Consider the following 19,427-nt stretch of genomic DNA (forward strand, 5'->3'; position numbering starts at 1 on the left):
AAAAGGCGCTCTTCCCCTCTCCCGTTTCGGGAGAGGGTGGCGCGAAGCGCCGGGTGAGGGTTTCCAGCCGATGCTGCGGCTGGAGACCCTCATCCGCCTGCCGGCACCTTCTCCCGGAACGGGAGAAGGGAGCAGCTCGGGCGTCGTGCCGGCTCATTCCCCACGCCCCCGGAACCGCCGCTGGTAGAACGCGTCGTAGAGGGCGCTCTCGCGCCAGCCTTCCGCCGCGAGGCCCGGTCCGACGAACACGATCGCCGTGCGCTCCACCGGCTCGGCCGCGAACAGCCCCTCGATGGTGCCGAGGGTGCCGCGGAGCACCTGCTCGTTCGGCCAGGAGGCGCGGGCGACGATCGCGACGGGACAATCGGCGCCGTAGAGCGGCGTCAGCTCGGCGACGACGCGGTCGAGCGCGTGGATCGCGAGGTGGATGGCGAGCGTCGCGCCGGTGCGGCCGAAGTTCGCGAGCGTCTCGGCCTCCGGCATGGCCGAGGCGCGGCCCGAGACGCGGGTGAGGACGAGGCTCTGCGCTATCTCCGGCACGGTCAGCTCGCGCCCGAGCGCCGCCGCGGCGGCGGCGAAGGACGGCACGCCCGGCGTGATCGTATAGGGAATGCCGAGCCGGTCGAGCCGGCGCAGCTGCTCGCCCATGGCGCTCCAGACCGAGAGATCCCCGGAATGGAGGCGCGCGACGTCCTCGCCGGCACCATGGGCGCGGCCGAACTCGGCCTCGATCTCGTCGAGCGAGAGCGGTGCCGTATCGACGATCCGCGCGCCGGGCGGGCAGTGCTCGAGGATGCCCTTCGGGACGATGGAGCCGGCATAGAGGCAGACCGGCGCGGCGGCGACGAGGTCGCGGCCGCGCAGGGTGATGAGGTCGGGCGCGCCGGGTCCGGCGCCGATGAAGTGAACGGTCATGGAGCTTCCTCCGCTTGCGCGAGGGCGCAGGTGACGGGGCCGAGCGCGAGCCGGGCGCCGAGGAGCCGGGCGCCGGGACCGGCGGCAGCGAGCGCCGCGGTTTCGGAAAGCGAGGCCGTGCCGGTCACGGCCAGCGAGCGCTCCGAGCGAGTGATCGCGCAGACGCCGGCAAGCGCCTCGCGCGGTGCAACGAGGAGCGGCAGGCCAAGGAAGCGCGCGGCTTCGGCGAGGCTCGGCTCCGCGGCGGCCTTCGCCTCGGAGGTCGCGAGCGCGCTCAAGCGATCGGCCGAGCAGTTGTGCGCGGACAACGCCGCCTCGACCGCGGCGATGACGGCGGCGGCGTCGACGCCGCGGCGGCAACCGATGCCCGCGACGAGCCTCATGGCTTCACCCACGCCCATTGCGTCACCGGCATGGCCGGCCGCCAGCCGGTCATGCCGCCGACCGGCTCGGCCGAGGCGAGCGCGATCCGGTCGAGCGAGCCGCCATGCGCGGCCCGGGCCGCGGCGAGCGCCGCTTCCATTTCCAGCGTCACGGCATTGGCGACGAGCCGGCCACCCGGGGGCAGTGCGGCGATCGCGGCGTCGAGGAGGCCGTCCTTCGATCCGCCGCCGCCCAGGAAGATCGCGTCGGGCGGCGGGAGACCGGCGAGCGCCGCCGGCGCCTTGCCTTCGACCACGGCCAAGCCGGGCACGCCGAGCGCTTCGGCGTTGCGCCGGATGGCGGCCGCGCGGTCGGGCCGCGCCTCGATCGCGACGGCCGAGAGGCTCGGATCGCGCAGCATCCATTCGATGGCGATCGAACCCGAACCCGCCCCGACGTCCCAAAGCCGCTCGCCGCGCCGCGGCGCCAACGTGGCCAGCGTCATGGCGCGCACGAGTCGCTTGGTGATCTGACCATCATGCTCGAAGACATCGTCGCAAAGCCCTGGCGACAATGAAAGAACCTTTGCGTCGCGCGCGCACCGGACCTCGATCGCGAGGAGGTTTAGCGGGTCGAAGCGGATCGCGAATCCCGCCAGATCGGCGGCGCGGTGGCGGGAGATCCGCTCGCGCTCGCCGCCGAGCGCTTCGAGGACGGTGACGCGCGAACCGCCGAAGCCGAAACGCTCAAGCAGCGCCGCAGCTTGCATTGGTCCGTTCTCGTCGGAGGTGAGCGCGAGAACGCGCGCGCCGGGCTGGAGGTGGGGGCGCAGAAGCGCGATCGGCCGGCCGTGCAGCGAGACGGTTGCGACGTCCTGCAGCGCCCATCCGAGTCGGGCGGCGGCGAGGCTGAAGGCGGAAGGGGCCGGCACGACATCCATCTCCTCGGCCGGCACCTGGCGCGCCAGCGTCGCGCCGACGCCGAACAGGAAGGGATCGCCCGAGGCGAGGACGCAGGTCCGCCGGCCGCGCATCGCGCGAACCGCCGCCATCCCGGCGTCGAACGGCTTCGGCCAGCTTCGCGCGTCGCCTCGAACCAGCGGGGCGGCGAGCTGAAGGTGCCGTTCGCCCCCGAACACGGCCTCCGCCCCCGCGATCAGCGCCTTGGCGCGATCGGACAGGCCGGCGACGCCATCCTCCCCGATGCCGACGACCGCGAGCCAGCGCGGCGTTGCGGGCGGGGCGCCGTCCTCGCTAGAAGCCATGGCCATGACCTCCGGCTCCATTCGAACCCTGATCCTCGGCGGCACGACCGAAGCGCGCCGCCTCGGCGCCCGGCTGGCGGAAGCCCGTCGCTTCGACGTGACGCTGTCGCTGGCGGGCCGCACCCGCGCGCCCGTCGACCAGGGCGTGCCGACCCGCATCGGCGGCTTCGGCGGCCCGGACGGCCTGGCGCGGCACCTGGTCGAGACGGGCGTCGACCTCCTGATCGACGCGACGCACCCCTTCGCCGCGCGCATCTCGGCCAATGCCGTCGCGGCTGCGACCGCTACCGGCGTGCCGCTCCTGGCGCTGCGTCGGCCGGAATGGACGCGTGAGCCGGGCGATCGCTGGATCGAGGCCGACAGCGTCGCGGAAGCCCTCGGCCACGTCGGCGCGGCGCCCCGGCGCCTCTTCGTCGCCCTCGGCCGGCAGGAGCTGGAGCCCCTGGAAGCCGCGCCGCAGCACCGCTACCTCGTGCGCAGCGTCGATCCCGTCGAGCCGCCACTGCGCGTGCCGCACGCCGACTATCTCCTCGACCGCGGCCCCTTCGACGCGGAGGCCGAGACGGTCCTGTTCGAGCGCCACGGCATCGAGGCCGTGCTCGCCAAGAACAGCGGCGGGGCGGCGAGCCGGGCCAAGATCGACGCGGCACGCCGGCTCGGCCTGCCGGTTCATCTCGTGCGCCGGCCGCCGGCCGCGGGGCCGAGCCTCGACACCGTTGAGGCGCTCCTCGCCGCGATCGATCACCGCTTTCCCCCGACCGATCGCGGGGAGTAGACGAGCGGCGACAGGCCCGCGCGCTCGACGCGGCGCGTTTCGGCCGAGCCGACGATGACGCAGGTCGCCATGTCCGCGTCCTCGGCCCGCGCCTCGTCGAGGGCGGCGACGCGCATCCGCTCGTCCGGCCGGCCGGCGGCGCGGCCGAAGATCACCGGCGCCGTGCCGGGCAGGCATTCGCGCAGAACCTCGAAGGCGCGGCCGAGCTGCCAGGGGCGGGCGCGGCTGATTGGATTGTAGAAGGCCATGGCAAAACCGGCCTCGGCAGCCAAGCGCAGCCGCTTCTCGACGAGCTCCCAGGGCTTCAGGTTGTCCGAGAGCGAGATGGCGCAGAAGTCGGCACCGAGCGGTGCGCCCGCGCGCGCCGCGACCGCGAGCATCGCGGTCACGCCCGGCACCACCGTCAGCTCGACGGCGCGCCAAGTCTCGGGCCCGTGCTCGATCGCCTCGCAGACCGCAGCCGCCATGGCGAAGACGCCGGGATCGCCGCCCGACACCATCGCCACCGTGCGCCCGCTCGCCGCGAGGTCGAGCGCGGCGCTTGCGCGGGCGATCTCCTCGCGATTGTCCGAGGCGTGGGCGGTCTGGTGCGGCAGCAGCGAGAGGCGCGCGACGTAGGGGTGGTAGCCGAGGATGTCGGTGCTCGCGGCCACGGCGGCTTCCGCCTCGGGCGTGCGCGCGTCCGCTCCGCCCGGACCGAGCCCGACGACGAAGAGCCGCCCGCTCACGGCCGGTTCTCCCAGCCGGGGACGAGCACGATCGAGAAGTAGGGTGCCTTGTCGTCCGGCTTGTCCTCCAGCGGCGTCGAGAGCGTGCCCTCCATGGTGCCACGCTCGACGTAGATCGCGCTCCCCAGCCGGCCGGCCGCCGCGAGCGCGCGGCGGATCTTGGGCAGGTTGCGGCCGATCTTCATGATCACGGCGGCCTCGGTGTCGGCGAGGCGCCGCGCGAGCTGGCCTTCCTCCATCGTGCCGGGCAGCACCGTCAGCACGTCGTCGCCCTGCACGAGCGGCAGGCCGACCTGCGACCAGCAGCCGGACATGGCGGTGACGCCGGGGATCACCTCCGCCGCGTAGCGCGGTGCGAGGCGGACGTGGAGGTGCATGTAGGAGCCGTAGAAGAGCGGGTCGCCCTCGCTGAGCACCGCGACGCTTTTCCCGGCGTCGAGGTGGCGCGCCACGGTCTCGGCCGAGCGGGCGTAGAAGCCGGCGATCGAGGCCTTGTAGTCCGGGTGGTGCGTCGGGATCTCGGTGGTCACGGGATAGAGCAGCGGCAGCTCCGGCGTGCCCGGCCGGATGAGCCCGGCGGCGGTGCGGCGCGCGTGGCCGTGATTGCCCTCCTTGGCGAAGAAGGCGACGACGTCGGCTTCTCGGACCGCGCGCGCGGCCTTCAGCGTGACGAGGTCGGGATCGCCCGGTCCCGTGCCGACCCCCCAGAGCTTGCCGGTCAAATGCCTGCCCTCGCCACGGCGTTGATCGCGCCCGCGGTCAGCGCGCTGCCGCCCATGCGGCCGCGCACGATCGCGAAGGGAATGCCGAGGTTCTCGGCGGCGAGCGCGTCCTTGGATTCCATCGCGCCGACGAAGCCGACCGGCATGCCGATGATGGCGGCGGGGCGCGGGGCGCCGTCGCGCAGCATGTCGAGGAGGTGGAACAGCGCCGTCGGCGCGTTGCCGATGGCGACGAGCGACCCGGCGAGCTTCGGACGCCACAGCTCCAGCGCGGCGGCCGAGCGCGTGTTGCCGATGCGCTCCGCAATGATGCGGGTCTCGGGATCGTGCAGCGTGCAGACGACCTCGTTGTTTGCCGGCAGGCGCGCGCGCGTGACGCCGCGGGCGACCATCTCAGCGTCGCAGAGGATCGGGGCGCCGGCCCGGAGGGCACCGCGCGCGGCGGACACGAAGCCGGGCGAGAACTCGAAGAAGCGCGCGGCCTCGACAAGCCCGCAGGCATGGATCATGCGCACCGCGACCTCCGCCTCGTCGGGATCGAAGCGCGACAGGTCGGCCTCGGCGCGGATGATGGCGAAGGAGCGCTCGTAGATCGCGTTGCCGTCGCGGATGTAGTCGAATGCGGACATGGGGTCGGTCTCAGGCCGCGCGGCCGCGGCGGGAAGCGGGATGGGTTCGAAGGGCGTCGAGGATCGCCGGCACGGCATCGGCGCCGGAGAGCTCCGCGCCGTCCAAGGAGACGCGTCCGGCATCCGTGCCGACCGCCCGCACGGCCGCCTTCGGCTCGGCGCAGCGCTTGGCGCAGCCGGACAGGTGGACGGTCGCCGAGCCCGGCGCCATCAGCGCCGCGAGCGCGCCGACGAGCCGCTTGGTGTCGAGGTGCGCGGACGCGCAGGCCGGCGCGCCGGCGCAGGCCGACACGCGCAGGCGCGGATCGTCCGCGTCCGCGACGAAGCCGAGCCGGCGGCCGAGCGCGCGGACCGGCTCGGCAAGTGCGGCTTCGCCGATCAGGAGGACGGCGTGACCGGGCGAAAGGCGGATGTCGCGAAGGCCGAGGAGCCCGGCTTCCTCGGCAAGGGTGCCGAGCGCCGATGCCGAAACCTGTCCGAAGGGCAGGACGAGGCGGCAGGCGGCCGCGCCGCCGCGCAGCGGGATGGCGCCGACCGGCAGGGGCGACGCCTCCGGCGGACTGCCGCGCGGCGGTCGGGGCGCGTCGCCCGCCAGGAGGTCGCGCCCGCGCGCCGCGCGGCCGAGGCTCGCCACGATGCCGAGAAGCGCGAAGACGCGGCCCTCGGCTTCGTCGGCCGAGATCACTGCCAGCGGGCTGGCCATCGCGCGGGTGCCGGCGAGGCCGAGGCGCCATTGCCCGTGGCCGGCCGCGTCGAGCCGCACGTCGGCCAGCGAAGCGGCCAGCGGAACGGCGCCGCCGCCGTCGACCACGACGGACACCTTCGGCCCGAGCCGATCTCCAAGGCCGGCGCGCGCCGCGCCCTCCGCGATGGAGCGGGCGAGGCGCGAGCCGTCGTCGATCTCGGACGGGTCGAGGCCGGCCAGCGGGCCCGTTTCGACGGGCACGCCCGCGCGCGGCTCGATGCCGAGGGCTGCCGCATCGGCGGCGAGCGCCGCTGACGAAGCGGGCGTGAGCCCGCGGATCTGAAAGCTGCCCCGCGCCGTGACCTCGACGACGCCGTTGCCTCGTTGCTCGGCGGCACGCGCGAGGCCGGCGAGCTCGGCCGGCGAGAAGGCGCCGCGGGCCGGCACGAGGCGGGCGAGAAGGCCGTCGCCGGTCGCCATGGGGTCGAGAAGGGTCGGGCAGGCGCCGCGGCGCAGGTCGGGCGCGCTCATTCCGCGGCTTCCGCCAAGCGATCGCCGCGCGCCTCGGCGATCAGCGCCGCGAGGTCGGCGTCGACCGCGTTGCGCAAGGGGCTCCACAGGCCGCGGCGGCGCGCGTCGGCGAAGCGCCGGGCGATCAGCGCGGCCGCGCCGGGGTTCTCGCGCAGGAGGAAGGCGCGGATGTCTGGGTCGCCGAGATAGCGGTCGTGGACGGCCTCGATCAGCGCGGGCGCGACGGCGCCGGTGGTTTCCGCGAAGCCGACCAGCCGATCCACCGTTTCGGCAAACTCCGAGGCGCCGCGCGGCCCGTGGCGCATCTGGCCGGCGATGAAGCGCTCGTTCAGCGCGCGGGCGCGCACCGTCCGCTCCATGGCGGCCTTGAGCGAGCGGGGACGGGGACGCTTCGGGTCGGTCGTGTCCAGCGTGACGATCTCGGCATGGCCGCCGACCAGCTCCACCGCCGCCGCGAAGCCGCCGACGAAGGCGACGTCCGCCGAGCCCTCGAGGAGGTCGCGGCCGGGATCGTCCGAGGTGTGGATGAGGAGGTCGGCCTCGCCCAGCACCGCACCGAAGGCGTCCGGCGCGTGGGCGCCAGCGCCCTCCGGCCCGCCGAAGGCGTGGCTCGCGCCGTCGAGATAGGCGCGGCCGATCTCGCCGCGCTCCTCCCAGTCGCCCGAGGCGAGCGCGTCCTCGACGCCGGCGCCGAAGGTGCCGGGCGCCGAGCCGAAGATGCGCGGCGGCACGCGGCCGCTCTCCCGCGCGGTCTCGGCCAACGGGTTGTCGCCCGGCGCGTCGTCGCGGGCTGCGACGGCCTGCGCCGCGGCGTCGAGCAGCGCGATCTGGACGGGGAACATGTCGCGGAACAGGCCGGAGATGCGGAAGGATACGTCGACGCGCGGGCGGCCGAGCTCGGCCGGCGCCAGCACTTCCAGCGCCTCCGCGCGGCCCGTCGCCGGGTCCCAGCGCGGCCGGCAGCCCATCAGCGCCAGCCCCTGCGCGATCTCCTCGCCGCCGGTGCGCAGCGAGGCCGAGCCCCAAAGGTCGATCACGACGACGCGCGGCCAGTCGCCTTCCTCCTGGAGGTGGCGGCGCAGCACCTCCTCTGCGGCTCTGCGGCCGAGCTCCCAGGCGGTCGGCGTCGGCAGGTGGCGCGGATCGAAGGTGAAGAGGTTGCGCCCGGTCGGGAGGACGTCGGTGCGTCCGCGTGCCGGGGCGCCGGAGGGGCCGGCGGCGACGCGCCCGCCGCCCAGCGCCGCGAGAAGGGCGGCGCGCTCGGTGCCAGCGCTGGCGAGCCGGACGGTGTCGGTCTCGTCGGGCGCAGCGCGGCCGAAGACGTGGAGCCCGTCCTTGATCGCCATGTCCTTGAGATCGCAGAGCCAGGCGTCGATGCGCAGCAGCGCCGCGTCCGGATCGTCGCCGTCCGAAACGCCGGCCTTGGCCGCGAGGCCGGTCTCGGCGGCGGTCTTCACGATCGCTTCGGCCAGCCGCTCGCGGCGACGACGGTCGAGGCCGTCGGCCTGCGCGTATTCGTCGACGAGGCGCTCCAACTGCTCGCCGTCCGGGTCGAGCCCTGCGGCGAGGAGCGGCGGCGGCAGGTGGCCGATGGTGACGGCGGCGATGCGCCGCTTGGCCTGCGCGGCCTCGCCGGGATTGGACACGATAAAGGGATAGACGACGGGCAGTGGGCCGGCGACGATCTCCGGGAAGCAGCCGGCGGTCAGCGCCACCGTCTTGCCCGGCAGCCATTCCAGCGTGCCGTGCGCGCCCAGATGCACGATCGCGTCGAAGCCGTCCTGCAGCCAGGCGCCGAAGGCGAGGAGCGCGTGGGCCGGCGGCAAGGCCGGATCATGATAGTCGGCGCGCCGGTCCGCGCTGCGGCCCCGGTCGGGCGCGAGGGCGACGGTGACCTTGCCGAAGCGAAGCGCGCGGAAGGTCGCGGGATCGGCCGGCGGCGGTCCCCACGCGCCGAGAACGGCCGCGCGGGGTTCGGGAGCGAGGGCGCCGAACCAGCCGGCATAGGCGCTCGCGTCGAAACCCTGACGCGACGCTTCCAGCGCCTGGAAGAGGTCGCGGGAGGTCGGCGGCAGCGAGCCGACGTCGTAGCCTCCGGCGCGGAGGTCTTCGAGGATCGCGAGGGCACTCGCCCAGACGTCGAGTCCGACGGCGTAGCCTTCGCGGCCGGCCGAGCCGGGATAGTCCGGCAGGAGCAGCGCGACGCGGCGCTCGCCCGGCGGCAGCGTTCGCAGACGCAGGAGGCGGGCGGTGCGCTCCGCCACCATTTCAACGCGGTCCAGCTCGGGCGCGTTGCGCGTTTCCGCGAAGCCGAGCGCCTCGTCCGCTGCCGTGGCCTGCTTGAAGGACAGGGCGCCGGCGAGGACGCGGCCGTCGAGCTCGGGCAGGATGACGTGCATGGCGAGGTCGGAGGGGCCGAGCCCGCGGGCGTTCGCGCTCCAAGCCTCGCGGCTCGTCGAGGCGACGACCGCCTGGAGGACGGGCACGCCGAGCGCGTCGAAGAGGTTCGCGCCCGCCTCCGCCTCGCCGCCGCTGGCGAAGGCCGTGGTGGAGACGATCAGCGCGGGCGAGAGCCGGGCCGATAGGTCGGCAAGGAAGGCGCGGGCGGCGGCGTCCTTGAGGCTCGGCACGAAGACCGGCAGCGCGCGGAGGCCCCGCCGCTCCAGCGCCTCGGCCAGCGCCGTCACCGGCGCGTGGTCGTTGGCGAGGAGCACCGAGCGGTAGAAGAGGATCGGCACGAGCGGGCGCTCGTCGGGCGCGATCGTTTCGAGCGCGGCGACGCCGCCTTGCGGATCGAGGCAGCCGAAGCGGGGCAGCGGCTCGGCGTCAGTGAGGGCGCCGGCGGGCGCGCCGGCGTGGTGGGCGAGGCGGCGCAGGAGCGCCGCCATGTTGGCCGGACCGCCCTCGCGGAAGCAGGCAAGGAGAGCGGTGAGCTCCGCCTTCGGCAGGGTCGAGAGCCGGTCGAGGCTCGCATCCTCGTCGCGGCACTCGCCCGGCAGAAGCGCCAGCGCGATCCCTTTTTCGCGAGCGATCGCCCCCAGCCGGTCGCAGCCGTAGCGCCACCAGTCGTAGCCGCCGAGGATGCGCACGAGGATCACGCGGGCGTGGGCCGCGACGGCGTCCATCCAGAGGTCCACCGACATCGGGTGGCGCAGCGCGGCAAGGCTTGCGAGGCGCAGCGAGGGCAGGTCGTGGCCCTCCGTCCGCCACGCCGCCGAAAGCCCCGCGAGGTCGCTCGGCGAGAAGGACAGCGCCACCATGTCCGCCGGAGCCTGGCCGAGATCGACCGGCTGCGGGCCGTCGTCCAGGCTGGCGGAGGTGGTGGCGAGGATGTGCATGAGGGTTTACGCGGCGCCCTGGAGGATGCGCGTCACCTTCTCGCGGTCGAGCCCTTTCAGGCCGATCGCGACGAGGCGGGTGCGCTTCTCCTCGCCGGCATTCCAGGCCCGGTCGAAGCCGTGCGTCACGCGCGGGCCGACGGCCTGGACGAGGAGCCGCATCGGCTTGCCTTCGACGGCCGCGAAGCCCTTGAGGCGAAGGACGTCCGCCTCTTCGGCGGCCTTGGCGACGCGCGCCGAGAGCGCCGCGGGGTCGCTGACGGCCGGCAGCTCCACGACGAAACTGTCGAAGTCGTCGTGCTCGTGGTCGAGCTCGCCGTCGTGATGGGTGCGGCGGTTCTCGATGTCGTTCTCCGTGCCGACGCCGAGGCCGAGGAGAACGGCCGCGTCGACGCGCCCACCGGCTGTCGGCACGATGCTGACGGCGCGGGCGAGGTGGGCGCCGACGCGCTCGCGCGCCCTGGCCGCGCCGGCCTCGTCGAGGAGATCGCTCTTCGACAGGATCACGAGGTCGGCGCAGGCGACCTGATCCTCGAAGACCTCTTCCACGGGGTCGTCGTGGTCGAGCGAGTCGTCGGCGGCGCGCTGCGCGGCCAGCGCCTCCATGTCGCCGGCGACGCGCCCTTCTGCGAGCGCCGGCCCGTCCACCACCGCGACGACGCCGTCGACGGTGACGCGCCCCTTGATCGCCGGCCACTGGAAGGCCTGGACGAGGGGCTTGGGGAGGGCGAGGCCGGAGGTCTCGATCAGGATGTGCTCGACCTTGGGCTCGCGCGACAGGATCGCGTCGAGTGCGGGCACGAAGTCGTCGGCCACGGTGCAGCAGATGCAGCCGTTGGCGAGCTCGACGACGTTCTCCTCCGGGCAGCTCTCGACGCCGCAGCCCCTCAGGATCTCGCCGTCGATGCCGACGTCGCCGAATTCGTTGACGATGACGGCGAGGCGGCGGCCGCCGGCATTCTCCAGGACGTGGCGGATCAACGTCGTCTTGCCGGCGCCCAGGAAGCCGGTGACGACGGTGCAGGGCACGCGGGACAGGTCGACGGCGGAAGGGTTGCTCATGTCTCGTCCAGGATCGATGCGGGAGGGATGCGGGCGACGAGCCCGCGCTTCAAACAGTCGGGCCGGCCGCGCCAGGGCATGATGCCGTCCGCGGCCTCGGACAGAAGGCGAGCGCCGAGAACGAGGTCGGGACCGCTCTCGTCGCTCAGGTCGCCGAAGACGTAGGACCATCCCGTCTGCGACAGGACCGCGGCCGACAGGCGGCGCTTGCAGTTGCCGAGGCACTCGACGGCCGAGACGCGAACGCCCGTGCCGGCAGCGGCCTGCGCCGCGGCGGCGGCCAAGCGCTCGCCGGGCCGCGGGCGCGCGTCGGCGCCGTCCGGGCCGCGGCAGGAGGAACAGACGACGATGCGGGCCGACAGCGGCTCGGGCGCCGGCTCGGCTGGCGCGTCGTCGCGCGGAAGGATTCGTTCGGGTGAACGCAAAACGGCAGAACTCCTCGCCCGGACCACCCGCCGGGCTCGTCGGATCTCGTCGGCGCGGCGGCAGGTCTCCTGGCTCGCGGGTCAAACGCCTCCGGCCGCCTTCCCGGGCCGAACATTGGCCCAGTGGCATCCGGCCGGATGCTCGCCGCTCACAGTTGCGGGGACAGCTGCGGAATCGGACGTGACTCACGTCCCCACCGCATTCCCTTTTGCGCCTCCCCGGCAAGAGGGAGGACCGTCGCGTCCCGGCATCTAGGCGCCGCCGGGGAGCGGTGTCAACGCGGGGTTCGATTGACGAATGGACGGCGCGGACGTAGAGGCGGGCCGATGACGAACGCACCCTTCCTCGCCGGAACCTATTACGCGCCGCTTCCATAGGCGGCGGGGTGCTTTCACGTGTCCTTCAACCGCTGCGTGGCCAGCGGTCGGGACACCCGGCAGGAACAGCGTCTGGCGCCGCAGCTCATCCGCGGAGCCTCCTTCCATGTCCATTCCCACCCTCGGCCGGCGCTCGCGCCCCGGCAGCCTCGGCCTGTTCGGCTTCGGCGCCTTCGGCCGCCTCGCCGCGCGGCATCTGGCAAGTCATTTCACGATTCGCGTGTTCGACCCGGCCCTCGATCCCGGCGAGCCCCTGCCGCCGAGCGTCGCGGCCTCGACGCTGGAGCGGGCGGCGGAGTGCGACGTCGTGGTCCTCGCTCTGCCCGTCGAGGGGATGGCCGACGCGTTGCGGGGGATCGCGCCGCATCTGCGGCCGGGTGCGCTGGTGCTCGACGTCGGCTCGGTGAAGACGGACCCGGCGCGGCTCATGGACGAGCTTCTGCCGGCGCATGTCGACGTCGTCGCGACGCATCCGCTCTTCGGGCCGGAAAGCGCGCGCGGCGGGCTCGCCGGCCTCAAGATCGCGCTGTGCCCGGTGCGGGGGCGGGGGCTCCGCTGGATCGAAGCCTTCCTGCGCCGCGCCTTCGGCCTGGAGGTCGTGGTCACCACGCCGGAGGCGCACGACCGCGAGGCGGCGATGGCGCAGGGGCTGACGCACCTCATCGCCAAGGTGCTGGTGGAGATGGGGCCGCTGCCGGAGCGGATCACGACGCGCAGCTTCGACCTGCTGCGCGAGGCGATCGGCATGGTGCGCAACGACGCGCCGTGCGTCTTCGACGCCATCGAGCGCGCCAATCCGCACGCGCCCGCCGTGCGCCGCCGCTTCCTGGAGCTGACCGCGGCACTCGGCGCCCGGCTCGACGCGCCGCCGCCCGCTTGAATGCGGGCTCGCGAGGGGCTTTCGGAATCGCCGGGATGGTCTATGCTCGCCCGCGTCGTCGGTTCTTCCGCGAGGAAGACTTGAGGGAACGCGGTCGGTTCGTCGGAAGACGGGCCGGAAGCCGCGGCTGCCCCCGCAACTGTGAGCGGCGAGCCCTTCGTCCATCCGTGCCACTGGTCCGATCCCGGGCCGGGAAGGCGGGCGAGGGCGCTTGAGCCGCGAGCCAGGAGACCTGCCGGCGGCGGCGCGCAACTCGTTCAAGCCTTCGGGTGGAAGGCGGAAGGACCCCATCATGACCACGACCACGGTTTCCCAGACCGCGACCTCCTCGACCGGCCGCCGCGTGCAGCTCGGCCTCGCGGCGCTCCTCGGCTTCTTCATCGTCGGTTTCACCGGCCTGTCGCAGGTCGAGGCGGTGCACAACGCCGCGCACGACTACCGGCATTCGCTCGGCTTCCCCTGCCACTGAGGGGATCGACCGACATGACAATCTTCCGCAACGCCGTGTTCCTCGCGGCGCTGGCGGGGCTCGTCGCCGGCCTGGCGCTCGCGCTTCTCCAGACCTTCACCACGGTTCCGCTGATCCTCCAGGCGGAAACCTACGAGACCTCGGCGCCCGCGCCTGCGGCTGACCACTCGCACGCGGCCGGCACGCCCGCCCACGACCACGCCGCGCCGGCGGAGGACGCGCACGGTCACGACGGCTGGATGCCGGCCGACGGCTTCGAGCGCTTCGCCTTCACGCTCGGCGCCAACATCGTCTCCGGCATCGGCTTCGCGCTCCTCCTGGTGACGCTCAGCGAGGCGTCGGGCGGCATCGCCTCCTGGCGCCAGGGGCTGCTCTGGGGCCTCGGCGGTTTCGCGGCCTTTACGCTGGCCCCCGGCCTCGGCCTGCCGCCGGAGCTGCCGGGCATGCCGGCCGCCGACCTCGTCGCCCGTCAGGTCTGGTGGCTGGGAGCGGTTGTCGCGACGGGGGCCGGATTGTGGCTCCTGGCTCTCGCGCGCTCGCCGCTGGCGAGCCTTGCGGGCGTCGCGCTCCTCGTCGCCCCGCACCTCGTCGGCGCGCCGCAGCCGGTGAGCCACGAAACGGCGGTGCCGGCAGGCCTCCACCACGACTTCGTGGTGGCCGTCACCGTCACCAACCTCCTGTTCTGGCTGGTGCTCGGCGCGGCTGCGGGAGCCTTGCGCTCGCGCCTCGACATGGGCGCGGCGCCGCGCCTCGAAGGGCGTCCGGCCTGAGCGGCGGGAGCCTCACCCTCGTTCTCGGCGGCGCGCGCTCGGGCAAGAGCCGCCACGCCGAGGGCCTCGTCGCGGAGCATTCCGCGCCCTGGCTCTACCTCGCGACGGGCCAGGCCTTCGACGCGGAGATGGAGGAGCGCATCCGCCATCACCGCGACCGGCGCGACGAGCGTTGGCACACGATCGACGCGCCGCTCGACCTCTGCGCGGCGCTCGACGCCGCGCCGGAGGGACGGCCTGTCCTGATCGACTGCCTGACCCTCTGGCTGTCGAACCACATGCTGGCCGGCCATGACGTCGAGGCGGAGAGCGAGCGGCTGTGCGCTCGGCTCGCCGCGCCGCGCGGGCCGTGGGTGGCGGTCTCCAACGAGGTCGGGCTCGGCATCGTGCCGGACAACGCGCTGGCCCGCGCCTTTCGCGACGCGCAGGGGCGGCTGAACCAGCGCGTGGCGGCCGTGGCGAGCGGCGTCCTCTTCATGGCGGCAGGCCTGCCGATGAAGCTGAAATGAGCGAAGCATGACGGATATCGACGAGGCGGAGGCCGCGCGCCACCGCGAGAAGATGAAGAAGCGCAAGGAGGTCCAGGACGCCGAGGTTGCCTCCAAGGCGATCGCCGAGAAGGGCCTCCTGATCGTCCACACCGGCAAGGGCAAGGGCAAGACGACCGCCGCCTTCGGCCTGGCGCTGCGCATGCTCGGCTACGGGAAGACGGTCGGCGTCGTCCAGTTCGTGAAGGGCGCCTGGCACACGGGCGAGCGCGACGCCTTCGCGGCCTTTGGCGACCGGGTGCGCTGGCACTCCATGGGCGAGGGCTTCACCTGGGAAACGCAGGATCTGCAGCGCGACGTCGCCGCGGCCGAGGCCGCCTGGGCGCAGGCCAAGGCGCTGATGGCGGACCCGGACGTCGCGCTCCTCGTCCTCGACGAGATCAACATCGCCCTGCGCTACGACTACCTGTCGCTCGCCGACGTCGTGGAAACGCTGCGCGGCCGGCGCGCGGGGCTGCACGTCGTCGCGACCGGGCGCAACGCCAAGCCGGAGCTGATCGAGGCGGCCGACCTCGTCACCGAGTTCGAGGCGGTGAAGCACCACTTCGCCGCCGGCGTGAAGGCGCAGGAAGGCATCGAGTTCTGAGCATGGGGCAGGCGCGGGCGCGGGCGATCATGGTCCAGGGCACGGGCTCGGACGTCGGCAAGTCGCTGATCGTCGCGGGACTCGCGCGGGCGCTGACGCGGCGCGGCTTCTCGGTGCGCCCGTTCAAGCCGCAGAACATGTCGAACAACGCCGCCGTCACCGCCGACGGCGGCGAGATCGGCCGGGCCCAGAGCCTCCAGGCGCGCGCGGCAGGCGTGCCGACCTCCGTCCACATGAACCCGGTGCTCTTGAAGCCGCAAAGCGAGACGGGCGCGCAGATCGTCGTCCAGGGCCGCGTCTACGGAACGGCCAGGGCGGCGGAGTATCAGGGCGTGAAGCCGAAGCTCCTGCCCTTCGTGCTCGACAGCTTCGCCCGGCTGCGAGCCGAGGCCGACATCGTTCTCGTCGAGGGCGCGGGCAGTGCTTCGGAAGTGAACCTGCGCGCCAACGACATCGCCAACATGGGCTTCGCCGAGGCAGCGAGCGTGCCGGTTATCCTTCTCGGCGACATCGACCGCGGCGGCGTCATCGCCAGCCTCGTCGGCACGCGCCACGTCCTGCCGGAGGCGGACGCCGCGCGCATCGTCGGCTTCCTGGTCAACCGCTTCCGCGGCGATCCCGCGCTCTTCGCCGAGGGCATGGCGACCATCGCCGACAGGACCGGCTGGCGCGCGCTCGGCCTCGTGCCGCACTTCCCCGACGCGCGCCGCCTGCCGGCTGAGGACGCGCTGGCGCTGACCCATGATGCCGGCCGGCCGGGCAGCGGCGGGCGCGTGCGCATCGCCGTGCCGATCCTGCCGCACATCGCCAATTTCGACGACCTCGATCCGCTGGAAGCCGAGCCGGACGTCGACCTCGTCCGAGTCCGGCCCGGAGAGGCGATCCCCGGCGATGCGAGCCTCGTCCTGCTGCCGGGCTCGAAGGCGACGCTGGCCGATCTCGCGGCGCTCCGGCGGGAGGGCTGGGACGTCGATATCGCGGCGCACCGTCGGCGCGGCGGACACGTGCTGGGCCTGTGCGGCGGCTACCAGATGATGGGCCGCTCCGTCGCCGATCCCGACGGGATCGAGGGGCCGCCGGGCGCGGCGCCGGGGCTCGGGCTCCTCGACGTCGAGACGCGGCTTTCGGGCTCGAAGCGGCTGGAAAGCGTGTCCGGCCGCACGCTTGCCGACGACGCGCCGTTCTCGGGCTACGAGATGCACATGGGCGTCACGGCGGGGCCGGACGCGGCGCGACCCTTCGCGCGCATCGGTGGCGCGGACGAGGGCGCGGTCTCGGCGGACGGGCGCGCCTGCGGCACCTATGTCCACGGGCTCTTCGCCGACGACCGGCAGCGCGCCGCCTGGCTGGCGCGGCTCGGCGGAACGCCGGCCGGCATCGACTACGAGGCGGGCGTCGAGGCGGCGCTGGACGGACTCGCGACCCACCTCGAACGACACGTCGATATCGATGCGATCCTGTCCCTCAGCCGATGAGCGCGGCGGCGTAGAAGACGCCCGCGCAAAGCGCCAGCAGGAGCGCCGACAGGAGCGTATGCGCCGCGCGCTCGACCTGGAGCGCCGCGCGGATGTCGGCGGCGGTGGCGTCGCGCCGGCCGCCCGCGTTCATGACGGCGTCGTCCACCAGGACGCCGCCATAGGCGCGCGGGCCCGCGAGGCCGAGGCCGAGCGCGCCGGCCATCGCCGCTTCCGGCCAGCCGGCGTTGGGCGAGCGATGGCGCCGCGCATCGCGCCGCACGGCCGCCCAGGCGGAGTGCCCGGAAGCGCCGGGCACCAGCCAGGCCGCACCGACGATCAGGAGCGCCGACAGGCGCGAGGCCGGCAGGTTGATCCAGTCGTCGAAGATGGCGGCGGCGCGGCCGAAGTCCTCGTGGCGGGCCGTGCGGTGACCGATCATGCTGTCGGCCGTGTTCGCCGCCTTGTAGGCGATGATGCCCGGCAGGCCGCCCACCGCCAGCCAGAAGGCGGGCGCCACGACGCCGTCGGAGAAGTTCTCGGACAGGCTCTCGATCGCGGCGCGCGACACCCCCGCCTCGTCCAGCGCTTCGGGATCGCGCCCGACGATCATCGACACGGCCCGGCGGCCGCCCGCGAGCCCCTCCGTTTCCAGCCCTTGCGCGACGCGTGCGACGTGCTCGTCGAGGCTCTTCTGCGCGATCAGCGTGCTGGCGAGGAGAGTGGCGGGAAGGATGGCGACGAGGCCGAAGGCTGCGTCCAGCACGCTGGCGAGGATCACGCCAGCCAGCGCCGGCACGCCGACGATCACGGCGAGTGCGCGCTGGCCGGCGAGGCGGCGCGCGGCGGGAGCGGCGCCGTCATGGTTCCAGTGCTCGTCGAGACGGCCGACGAGCCGGCCGATCCAGGTCACGGGATGGCCGATCCGGCGATAGGTCTCGGCCGGGTAGCCGGCGGCGCGCTCGACGAGAAGGGCGAGAAGGGCGAGTTCGAGGTACATGGGCACGATTGACGAGGTGCGCGACCATGGCGGAAGCCTCGGGCGCGCGTGGCTGAACTTTCCGGATGCGCCGGAACCCTGGGTCGACCTGTCGACCGGCATCAACCCGCACCCCTATCCCGTCGGGCCGATCCCCGCCAGCGCCTGGACGCGCCTGCCGGAGGACGCCGACGCCGACGCGCTTCGCGATCGCGCCGCCGAGGTCTACGGCGCGCCGGGCGGAGCCAATCTGGCGGACGCGCCGGGCACGCAGATCCTCCTGCCGCTGGTGGCGGGGCTCGTGCCGCCCGGCCGCGCGCGGGTGCTCGGGCCGACCTATGCCGAGCACGTCCGGGCCGCGCGCATCGCGGGCCACGCCGCCGCGGAGGTGGCGAGCCTCGACGAACTCGCGGAGGCCGATCTCGCCGTCCTCGTGAACCCCAACAATCCGGACGGGCGGCTCGTCGCCCCCGACGATCTGCGCGACCTCGCCCGGCGGCTGGCGCGGCGGGGCGGATTCCTCGTCATTGACGAGGCCTTCATGGACGTTCTGGCGCCCGCGCCGAGCCTTGCCGGCGCCATCGAGGAACACCCGAATCTCGTGGTGCTGCGCTCCTTCGGCAAGTTCTTCGGCCTCGCGGGGGCGCGGCTCGGCTTCGCCGTAGCGGCGAAGGAGACGGCGGCGCTTCTGCGGGCACGCCTCGGTCCCTGGGCTGTACCGGGGCCGACCTTGCATGTCGGGCTCCAAGCGCTCGCCGATGGACGCTGGCAGGCCGAGATGCGCGCCCGCCTCGCCGCCGAGGCAGCGCGGCTCGACGCGGTTCTGGCGGCACGCGGGCTCGCGCCATCCGGCGGCACCAGCCTTTATCGCTTCCTGCGCACGCCCCGCGCGGCCGACATCTTCGAGGCCTGCGGGCGCCGCGGGATCTGGCTGCGGCGTTTCGAGTCCATGCCGGATGCCCTGCGGATCGGCCTGCCGCCCGACGCGCAGGGGCTCGCGCGCCTCGACGAGGCGCTGGGAAGCCTCGGATGAGCGCGATCCTCGTCTCGCCGGCCTCGCAGGTGCGCGCCGTCCTCGACGCCCGATCGCCCGGCCGCTTCGTTGCGCTCCGCTCCCCGGGAGCGACGGCCTTCCATCCCGAGACCATCGCGTCGGCCGACCAGCTGCACCTGGAGATGAACGACATCGCCTTCGATCGGCCCGGCCTCGTTTCGCCGCGGGTCGAGCAGGTCGAGGCTCTGCTCGCTCTCGCCCAAGGTTGGGACCGTCGCGCGCCGCTCCTCGTCCACTGCTATGCCGGCATCTCGCGCTCGACCGCCGCGGCGCTCTTGATCGCGGCGATGCTTCGACCGGAAGCGGAGGAGCGCCAGCTCGCCGCCGAGCTGCGACGCCTCTCGCCCGCGGCGACGCCGAACCCCTACCTCGTGCGCCTCGGCGACGCGCTGCTTCGTCGCTCGGGCCGGCTCGTCGCGGCGGTCGAAGAGATCGGGCGGGGTGCGGAGGCCTTCGAGGGCACGCCCTTCGCCTGGAACGTGTCCTAGCCGTCCAGGCTCGAATCGATCAGGCGGCTGAAGGCTTCGAAAACCTCGGGCCTGACCGCCTTCAGCCGCTCCAGGCGCTCGATCTCGTCGGGCAGGAGCGAGGGCGAGCGCAGCGCGGGTCGCTGTGGGAAGAACCAGGCGGGTGGAAGCTCCAGCGCGTCCGCGACGGCCTTCAACCGCCCGGCGGACGGGCGGCTCGCGCCGGTCTCGTATTTCAGCACCTGCTGCGCGCTGATGCCGAGCCGCGACGCGAGAGCCTCCAGCGTCAGGCCGCGCTTCATGCGCCCTTCGCGCAGACGGGCTGCGATGATCCGATCGACGGCCTGGATGTCTTGGTCGATCGCCGGCTTGTCCATCCTCGTCCTCGATCCGATGATCTGCAAT

At 73.8% G+C, this 19,427-nt stretch carries 21 protein-coding genes and 2 riboswitches; of the genes, 9 read left to right on the forward strand and 12 right to left on the reverse strand.

The window, feature by feature from the left end:
• Positions 1–153: 153 nt before the first annotated feature.
• From cobM to cbiE, 3 genes are read right to left on the reverse strand one after another with little or no spacing between them, the layout of a single operon-like run.
• Positions 154–915, reverse strand: coding sequence for a precorrin-4 C(11)-methyltransferase (gene cobM / locus FZN60_RS17145; RefSeq protein ID WP_158874714.1), 762 nt, complete (start codon positions 913–915; stop codon positions 154–156).
• A complete protein-coding gene (locus tag FZN60_RS17150) occupies positions 912–1,298 on the reverse strand; it encodes a cobalamin biosynthesis protein (protein WP_246726895.1) in 387 nt (128 codons plus the stop codon). Before FZN60_RS17150 ends, cobM begins: the two co-directional genes overlap by 4 nt.
• Positions 1,295–2,542, reverse strand: coding sequence for a precorrin-6y C5,15-methyltransferase (decarboxylating) subunit CbiE (gene cbiE / locus FZN60_RS17155; RefSeq protein WP_158874778.1), 1,248 nt, complete (start codon positions 2,540–2,542; stop codon positions 1,295–1,297). The genes FZN60_RS17150 and cbiE overlap by 4 nt, the downstream gene beginning before the upstream one ends.
• Before the next feature lie 4 nt (positions 2,543–2,546).
• On the opposite strand from cbiE, the gene FZN60_RS17160 reads away from it, so the two are divergent.
• Positions 2,547–3,317 (forward strand): cobalt-precorrin-6A reductase, encoded by a 771-nt coding sequence (locus FZN60_RS17160; protein ID WP_158874716.1) that lies wholly within the window; start codon positions 2,547–2,549, stop codon positions 3,315–3,317.
• On the opposite strand, the gene FZN60_RS17165 is transcribed toward FZN60_RS17160, so the two are convergent.
• Genes FZN60_RS17165 through FZN60_RS17195 form a run of 7 tightly spaced genes read right to left on the reverse strand, consistent with a single transcriptional unit; the run spans position 3,284 to position 11,419 of the window.
• Entirely contained in the window at positions 3,284–4,045 is a 762-nt protein-coding gene (locus FZN60_RS17165; protein WP_158874717.1) for a precorrin-3B C(17)-methyltransferase, read from the reverse strand. The two genes, FZN60_RS17160 and FZN60_RS17165, sit on opposite strands and share 34 nt — an antisense overlap.
• A complete protein-coding gene (locus FZN60_RS17170; RefSeq protein ID WP_158874718.1) occupies positions 4,042–4,767 on the reverse strand; it encodes a precorrin-2 C(20)-methyltransferase in 726 nt (241 codons plus the stop codon). Before FZN60_RS17170 ends, FZN60_RS17165 begins: the two co-directional genes overlap by 4 nt.
• The gene (locus tag FZN60_RS17175; RefSeq protein WP_158874719.1) at positions 4,764–5,396 is read right to left on the reverse strand and encodes a precorrin-8X methylmutase; all 633 of its coding nucleotides are present in this window, start codon (positions 5,394–5,396) and stop codon (positions 4,764–4,766) included. Before FZN60_RS17175 ends, FZN60_RS17170 begins: the two co-directional genes overlap by 4 nt.
• 10 nt (positions 5,397–5,406) lie before the next feature.
• Positions 5,407–6,612: a precorrin-3B synthase gene (gene cobG, locus FZN60_RS17180; protein ID WP_158874720.1), complete on the reverse strand. Its 1,206-nt coding sequence runs from the start codon at positions 6,610–6,612 to the stop codon at positions 5,407–5,409.
• Positions 6,609–9,950 (reverse strand): cobaltochelatase subunit CobN, encoded by a 3,342-nt coding sequence (cobN, locus tag FZN60_RS17185; protein WP_158874721.1) that lies wholly within the window; start codon positions 9,948–9,950, stop codon positions 6,609–6,611. The genes cobG and cobN overlap by 4 nt, the downstream gene beginning before the upstream one ends.
• A gap of 6 nt (positions 9,951–9,956) precedes the next feature.
• Positions 9,957–11,012, reverse strand: a complete 1,056-nt coding sequence (cobW, locus tag FZN60_RS17190) for a cobalamin biosynthesis protein CobW (protein WP_158874722.1) — start codon at positions 11,010–11,012, stop codon at positions 9,957–9,959.
• Positions 11,009–11,419: a DUF1636 family protein gene (locus tag FZN60_RS17195; RefSeq protein WP_246726905.1), complete on the reverse strand. Its 411-nt coding sequence runs from the start codon at positions 11,417–11,419 to the stop codon at positions 11,009–11,011. The genes cobW and FZN60_RS17195 overlap by 4 nt, the downstream gene beginning before the upstream one ends.
• A gap of 60 nt (positions 11,420–11,479) precedes the next feature.
• Positions 11,480–11,692: riboswitch (cobalamin riboswitch) on the reverse strand.
• 235 nt (positions 11,693–11,927) lie between these two features.
• Here FZN60_RS17195 and FZN60_RS17200 point away from each other — a divergent pair.
• The 6 genes from FZN60_RS17200 (at position 11,928) to FZN60_RS17225 (ending at position 16,543) form a co-directional block, all read left to right on the forward strand.
• Positions 11,928–12,695: a prephenate dehydrogenase/arogenate dehydrogenase family protein gene (locus FZN60_RS17200; RefSeq protein ID WP_422570300.1), complete on the forward strand. Its 768-nt coding sequence runs from the start codon at positions 11,928–11,930 to the stop codon at positions 12,693–12,695.
• A 42-nt stretch (positions 12,696–12,737) separates the two neighbouring features.
• Positions 12,738–12,949, forward strand: a riboswitch (cobalamin riboswitch).
• Between the two features lie 38 nt (positions 12,950–12,987).
• Complete coding sequence (locus FZN60_RS17205; protein WP_158874725.1) at positions 12,988–13,164, forward strand: CbtB domain-containing protein; 177 nt, start codon at positions 12,988–12,990, stop codon at positions 13,162–13,164.
• A 14-nt stretch (positions 13,165–13,178) separates the two neighbouring features.
• Positions 13,179–13,934 (forward strand): CbtA family protein, encoded by a 756-nt coding sequence (locus tag FZN60_RS17210; protein ID WP_158874726.1) that lies wholly within the window; start codon positions 13,179–13,181, stop codon positions 13,932–13,934.
• Complete coding sequence (gene cobU, locus FZN60_RS17215) at positions 13,931–14,443, forward strand: bifunctional adenosylcobinamide kinase/adenosylcobinamide-phosphate guanylyltransferase (protein WP_158874779.1); 513 nt, start codon at positions 13,931–13,933, stop codon at positions 14,441–14,443. Before FZN60_RS17210 ends, cobU begins: the two co-directional genes overlap by 4 nt.
• Before the next feature lie 7 nt (positions 14,444–14,450).
• Positions 14,451–15,068 carry a cob(I)yrinic acid a,c-diamide adenosyltransferase gene (cobO, locus tag FZN60_RS17220; protein ID WP_158874727.1) on the forward strand — a complete coding sequence of 206 codons (618 nt, stop codon included), beginning with the start codon at positions 14,451–14,453 and terminating at the stop codon, positions 15,066–15,068.
• Positions 15,069–15,097: 29 nt separating this feature from the next.
• Positions 15,098–16,543, forward strand: coding sequence for a cobyric acid synthase (locus tag FZN60_RS17225; RefSeq protein WP_158874780.1), 1,446 nt, complete (start codon positions 15,098–15,100; stop codon positions 16,541–16,543).
• On the opposite strand, the gene cbiB is transcribed toward FZN60_RS17225, so the two are convergent.
• The gene (cbiB, locus tag FZN60_RS17230; RefSeq protein WP_158874728.1) at positions 16,533–17,522 is read right to left on the reverse strand and encodes an adenosylcobinamide-phosphate synthase CbiB; all 990 of its coding nucleotides are present in this window, start codon (positions 17,520–17,522) and stop codon (positions 16,533–16,535) included. The two genes, FZN60_RS17225 and cbiB, sit on opposite strands and share 11 nt — an antisense overlap.
• Here cbiB and cobD point away from each other — a divergent pair.
• Together cobD and FZN60_RS17240 are read left to right on the forward strand one after the other, a co-directional pair.
• Positions 17,521–18,534, forward strand: coding sequence for a threonine-phosphate decarboxylase CobD (gene cobD, locus FZN60_RS17235; protein ID WP_158874729.1), 1,014 nt, complete (start codon positions 17,521–17,523; stop codon positions 18,532–18,534). The two genes, cbiB and cobD, sit on opposite strands and share 2 nt — an antisense overlap.
• Positions 18,531–19,043, forward strand: a complete 513-nt coding sequence (locus FZN60_RS17240; RefSeq protein ID WP_158874730.1) for a tyrosine phosphatase family protein — start codon at positions 18,531–18,533, stop codon at positions 19,041–19,043. Before cobD ends, FZN60_RS17240 begins: the two co-directional genes overlap by 4 nt.
• Here the strand turns inward: FZN60_RS17240 and FZN60_RS17245 are convergent.
• Complete coding sequence (locus FZN60_RS17245) at positions 19,040–19,399, reverse strand: helix-turn-helix domain-containing protein (protein ID WP_158874731.1); 360 nt, start codon at positions 19,397–19,399, stop codon at positions 19,040–19,042. The two genes, FZN60_RS17240 and FZN60_RS17245, sit on opposite strands and share 4 nt — an antisense overlap.
• Positions 19,400–19,427: the final 28 nt, after the last annotated feature.

Origin of the sequence: Antarcticirhabdus aurantiaca, from assembly GCF_009765365.1 — a bacterium.
Taxonomy (GTDB): domain Bacteria; phylum Pseudomonadota; class Alphaproteobacteria; order Rhizobiales; family Rhizobiaceae; genus Antarcticirhabdus; species Antarcticirhabdus aurantiaca.

Coding starts and splice junctions, on each gene's coding strand:
- cobO (WP_158874727.1), top strand. CDS start 14,451: ATGACGGATATCGACGAGGCGGAGGCCGCGCGCCACCGCGAGAAGATG.
- FZN60_RS17175 (WP_158874719.1), bottom strand. CDS start 5,396: ATGTCCGCATTCGACTACATCCGCGACGGCAACGCGATCTACGAGCGC.
- cobD (WP_158874729.1), top strand. CDS start 17,521: ATGGGCACGATTGACGAGGTGCGCGACCATGGCGGAAGCCTCGGGCGC.
- FZN60_RS17225 (WP_158874780.1), top strand. CDS start 15,098: ATGGTCCAGGGCACGGGCTCGGACGTCGGCAAGTCGCTGATCGTCGCG.
- FZN60_RS17240 (WP_158874730.1), top strand. CDS start 18,531: ATGAGCGCGATCCTCGTCTCGCCGGCCTCGCAGGTGCGCGCCGTCCTC.
- cbiB (WP_158874728.1), bottom strand. CDS start 17,522: ATGTACCTCGAACTCGCCCTTCTCGCCCTTCTCGTCGAGCGCGCCGCC.
- FZN60_RS17160 (WP_158874716.1), top strand. CDS start 2,547: ATGACCTCCGGCTCCATTCGAACCCTGATCCTCGGCGGCACGACCGAA.
- cobN (WP_158874721.1), bottom strand. CDS start 9,950: ATGCACATCCTCGCCACCACCTCCGCCAGCCTGGACGACGGCCCGCAG.
- cobG (WP_158874720.1), bottom strand. CDS start 6,612: ATGAGCGCGCCCGACCTGCGCCGCGGCGCCTGCCCGACCCTTCTCGAC.
- cobM (WP_158874714.1), bottom strand. CDS start 915: ATGACCGTTCACTTCATCGGCGCCGGACCCGGCGCGCCCGACCTCATC.
- FZN60_RS17150 (WP_246726895.1), bottom strand. CDS start 1,298: ATGAGGCTCGTCGCGGGCATCGGTTGCCGCCGCGGCGTCGACGCCGCC.
- FZN60_RS17205 (WP_158874725.1), top strand. CDS start 12,988: ATGACCACGACCACGGTTTCCCAGACCGCGACCTCCTCGACCGGCCGC.
- cbiE (WP_158874778.1), bottom strand. CDS start 2,542: ATGGCTTCTAGCGAGGACGGCGCCCCGCCCGCAACGCCGCGCTGGCTC.
- FZN60_RS17210 (WP_158874726.1), top strand. CDS start 13,179: ATGACAATCTTCCGCAACGCCGTGTTCCTCGCGGCGCTGGCGGGGCTC.
- cobW (WP_158874722.1), bottom strand. CDS start 11,012: ATGAGCAACCCTTCCGCCGTCGACCTGTCCCGCGTGCCCTGCACCGTC.
- FZN60_RS17245 (WP_158874731.1), bottom strand. CDS start 19,399: ATGGACAAGCCGGCGATCGACCAAGACATCCAGGCCGTCGATCGGATC.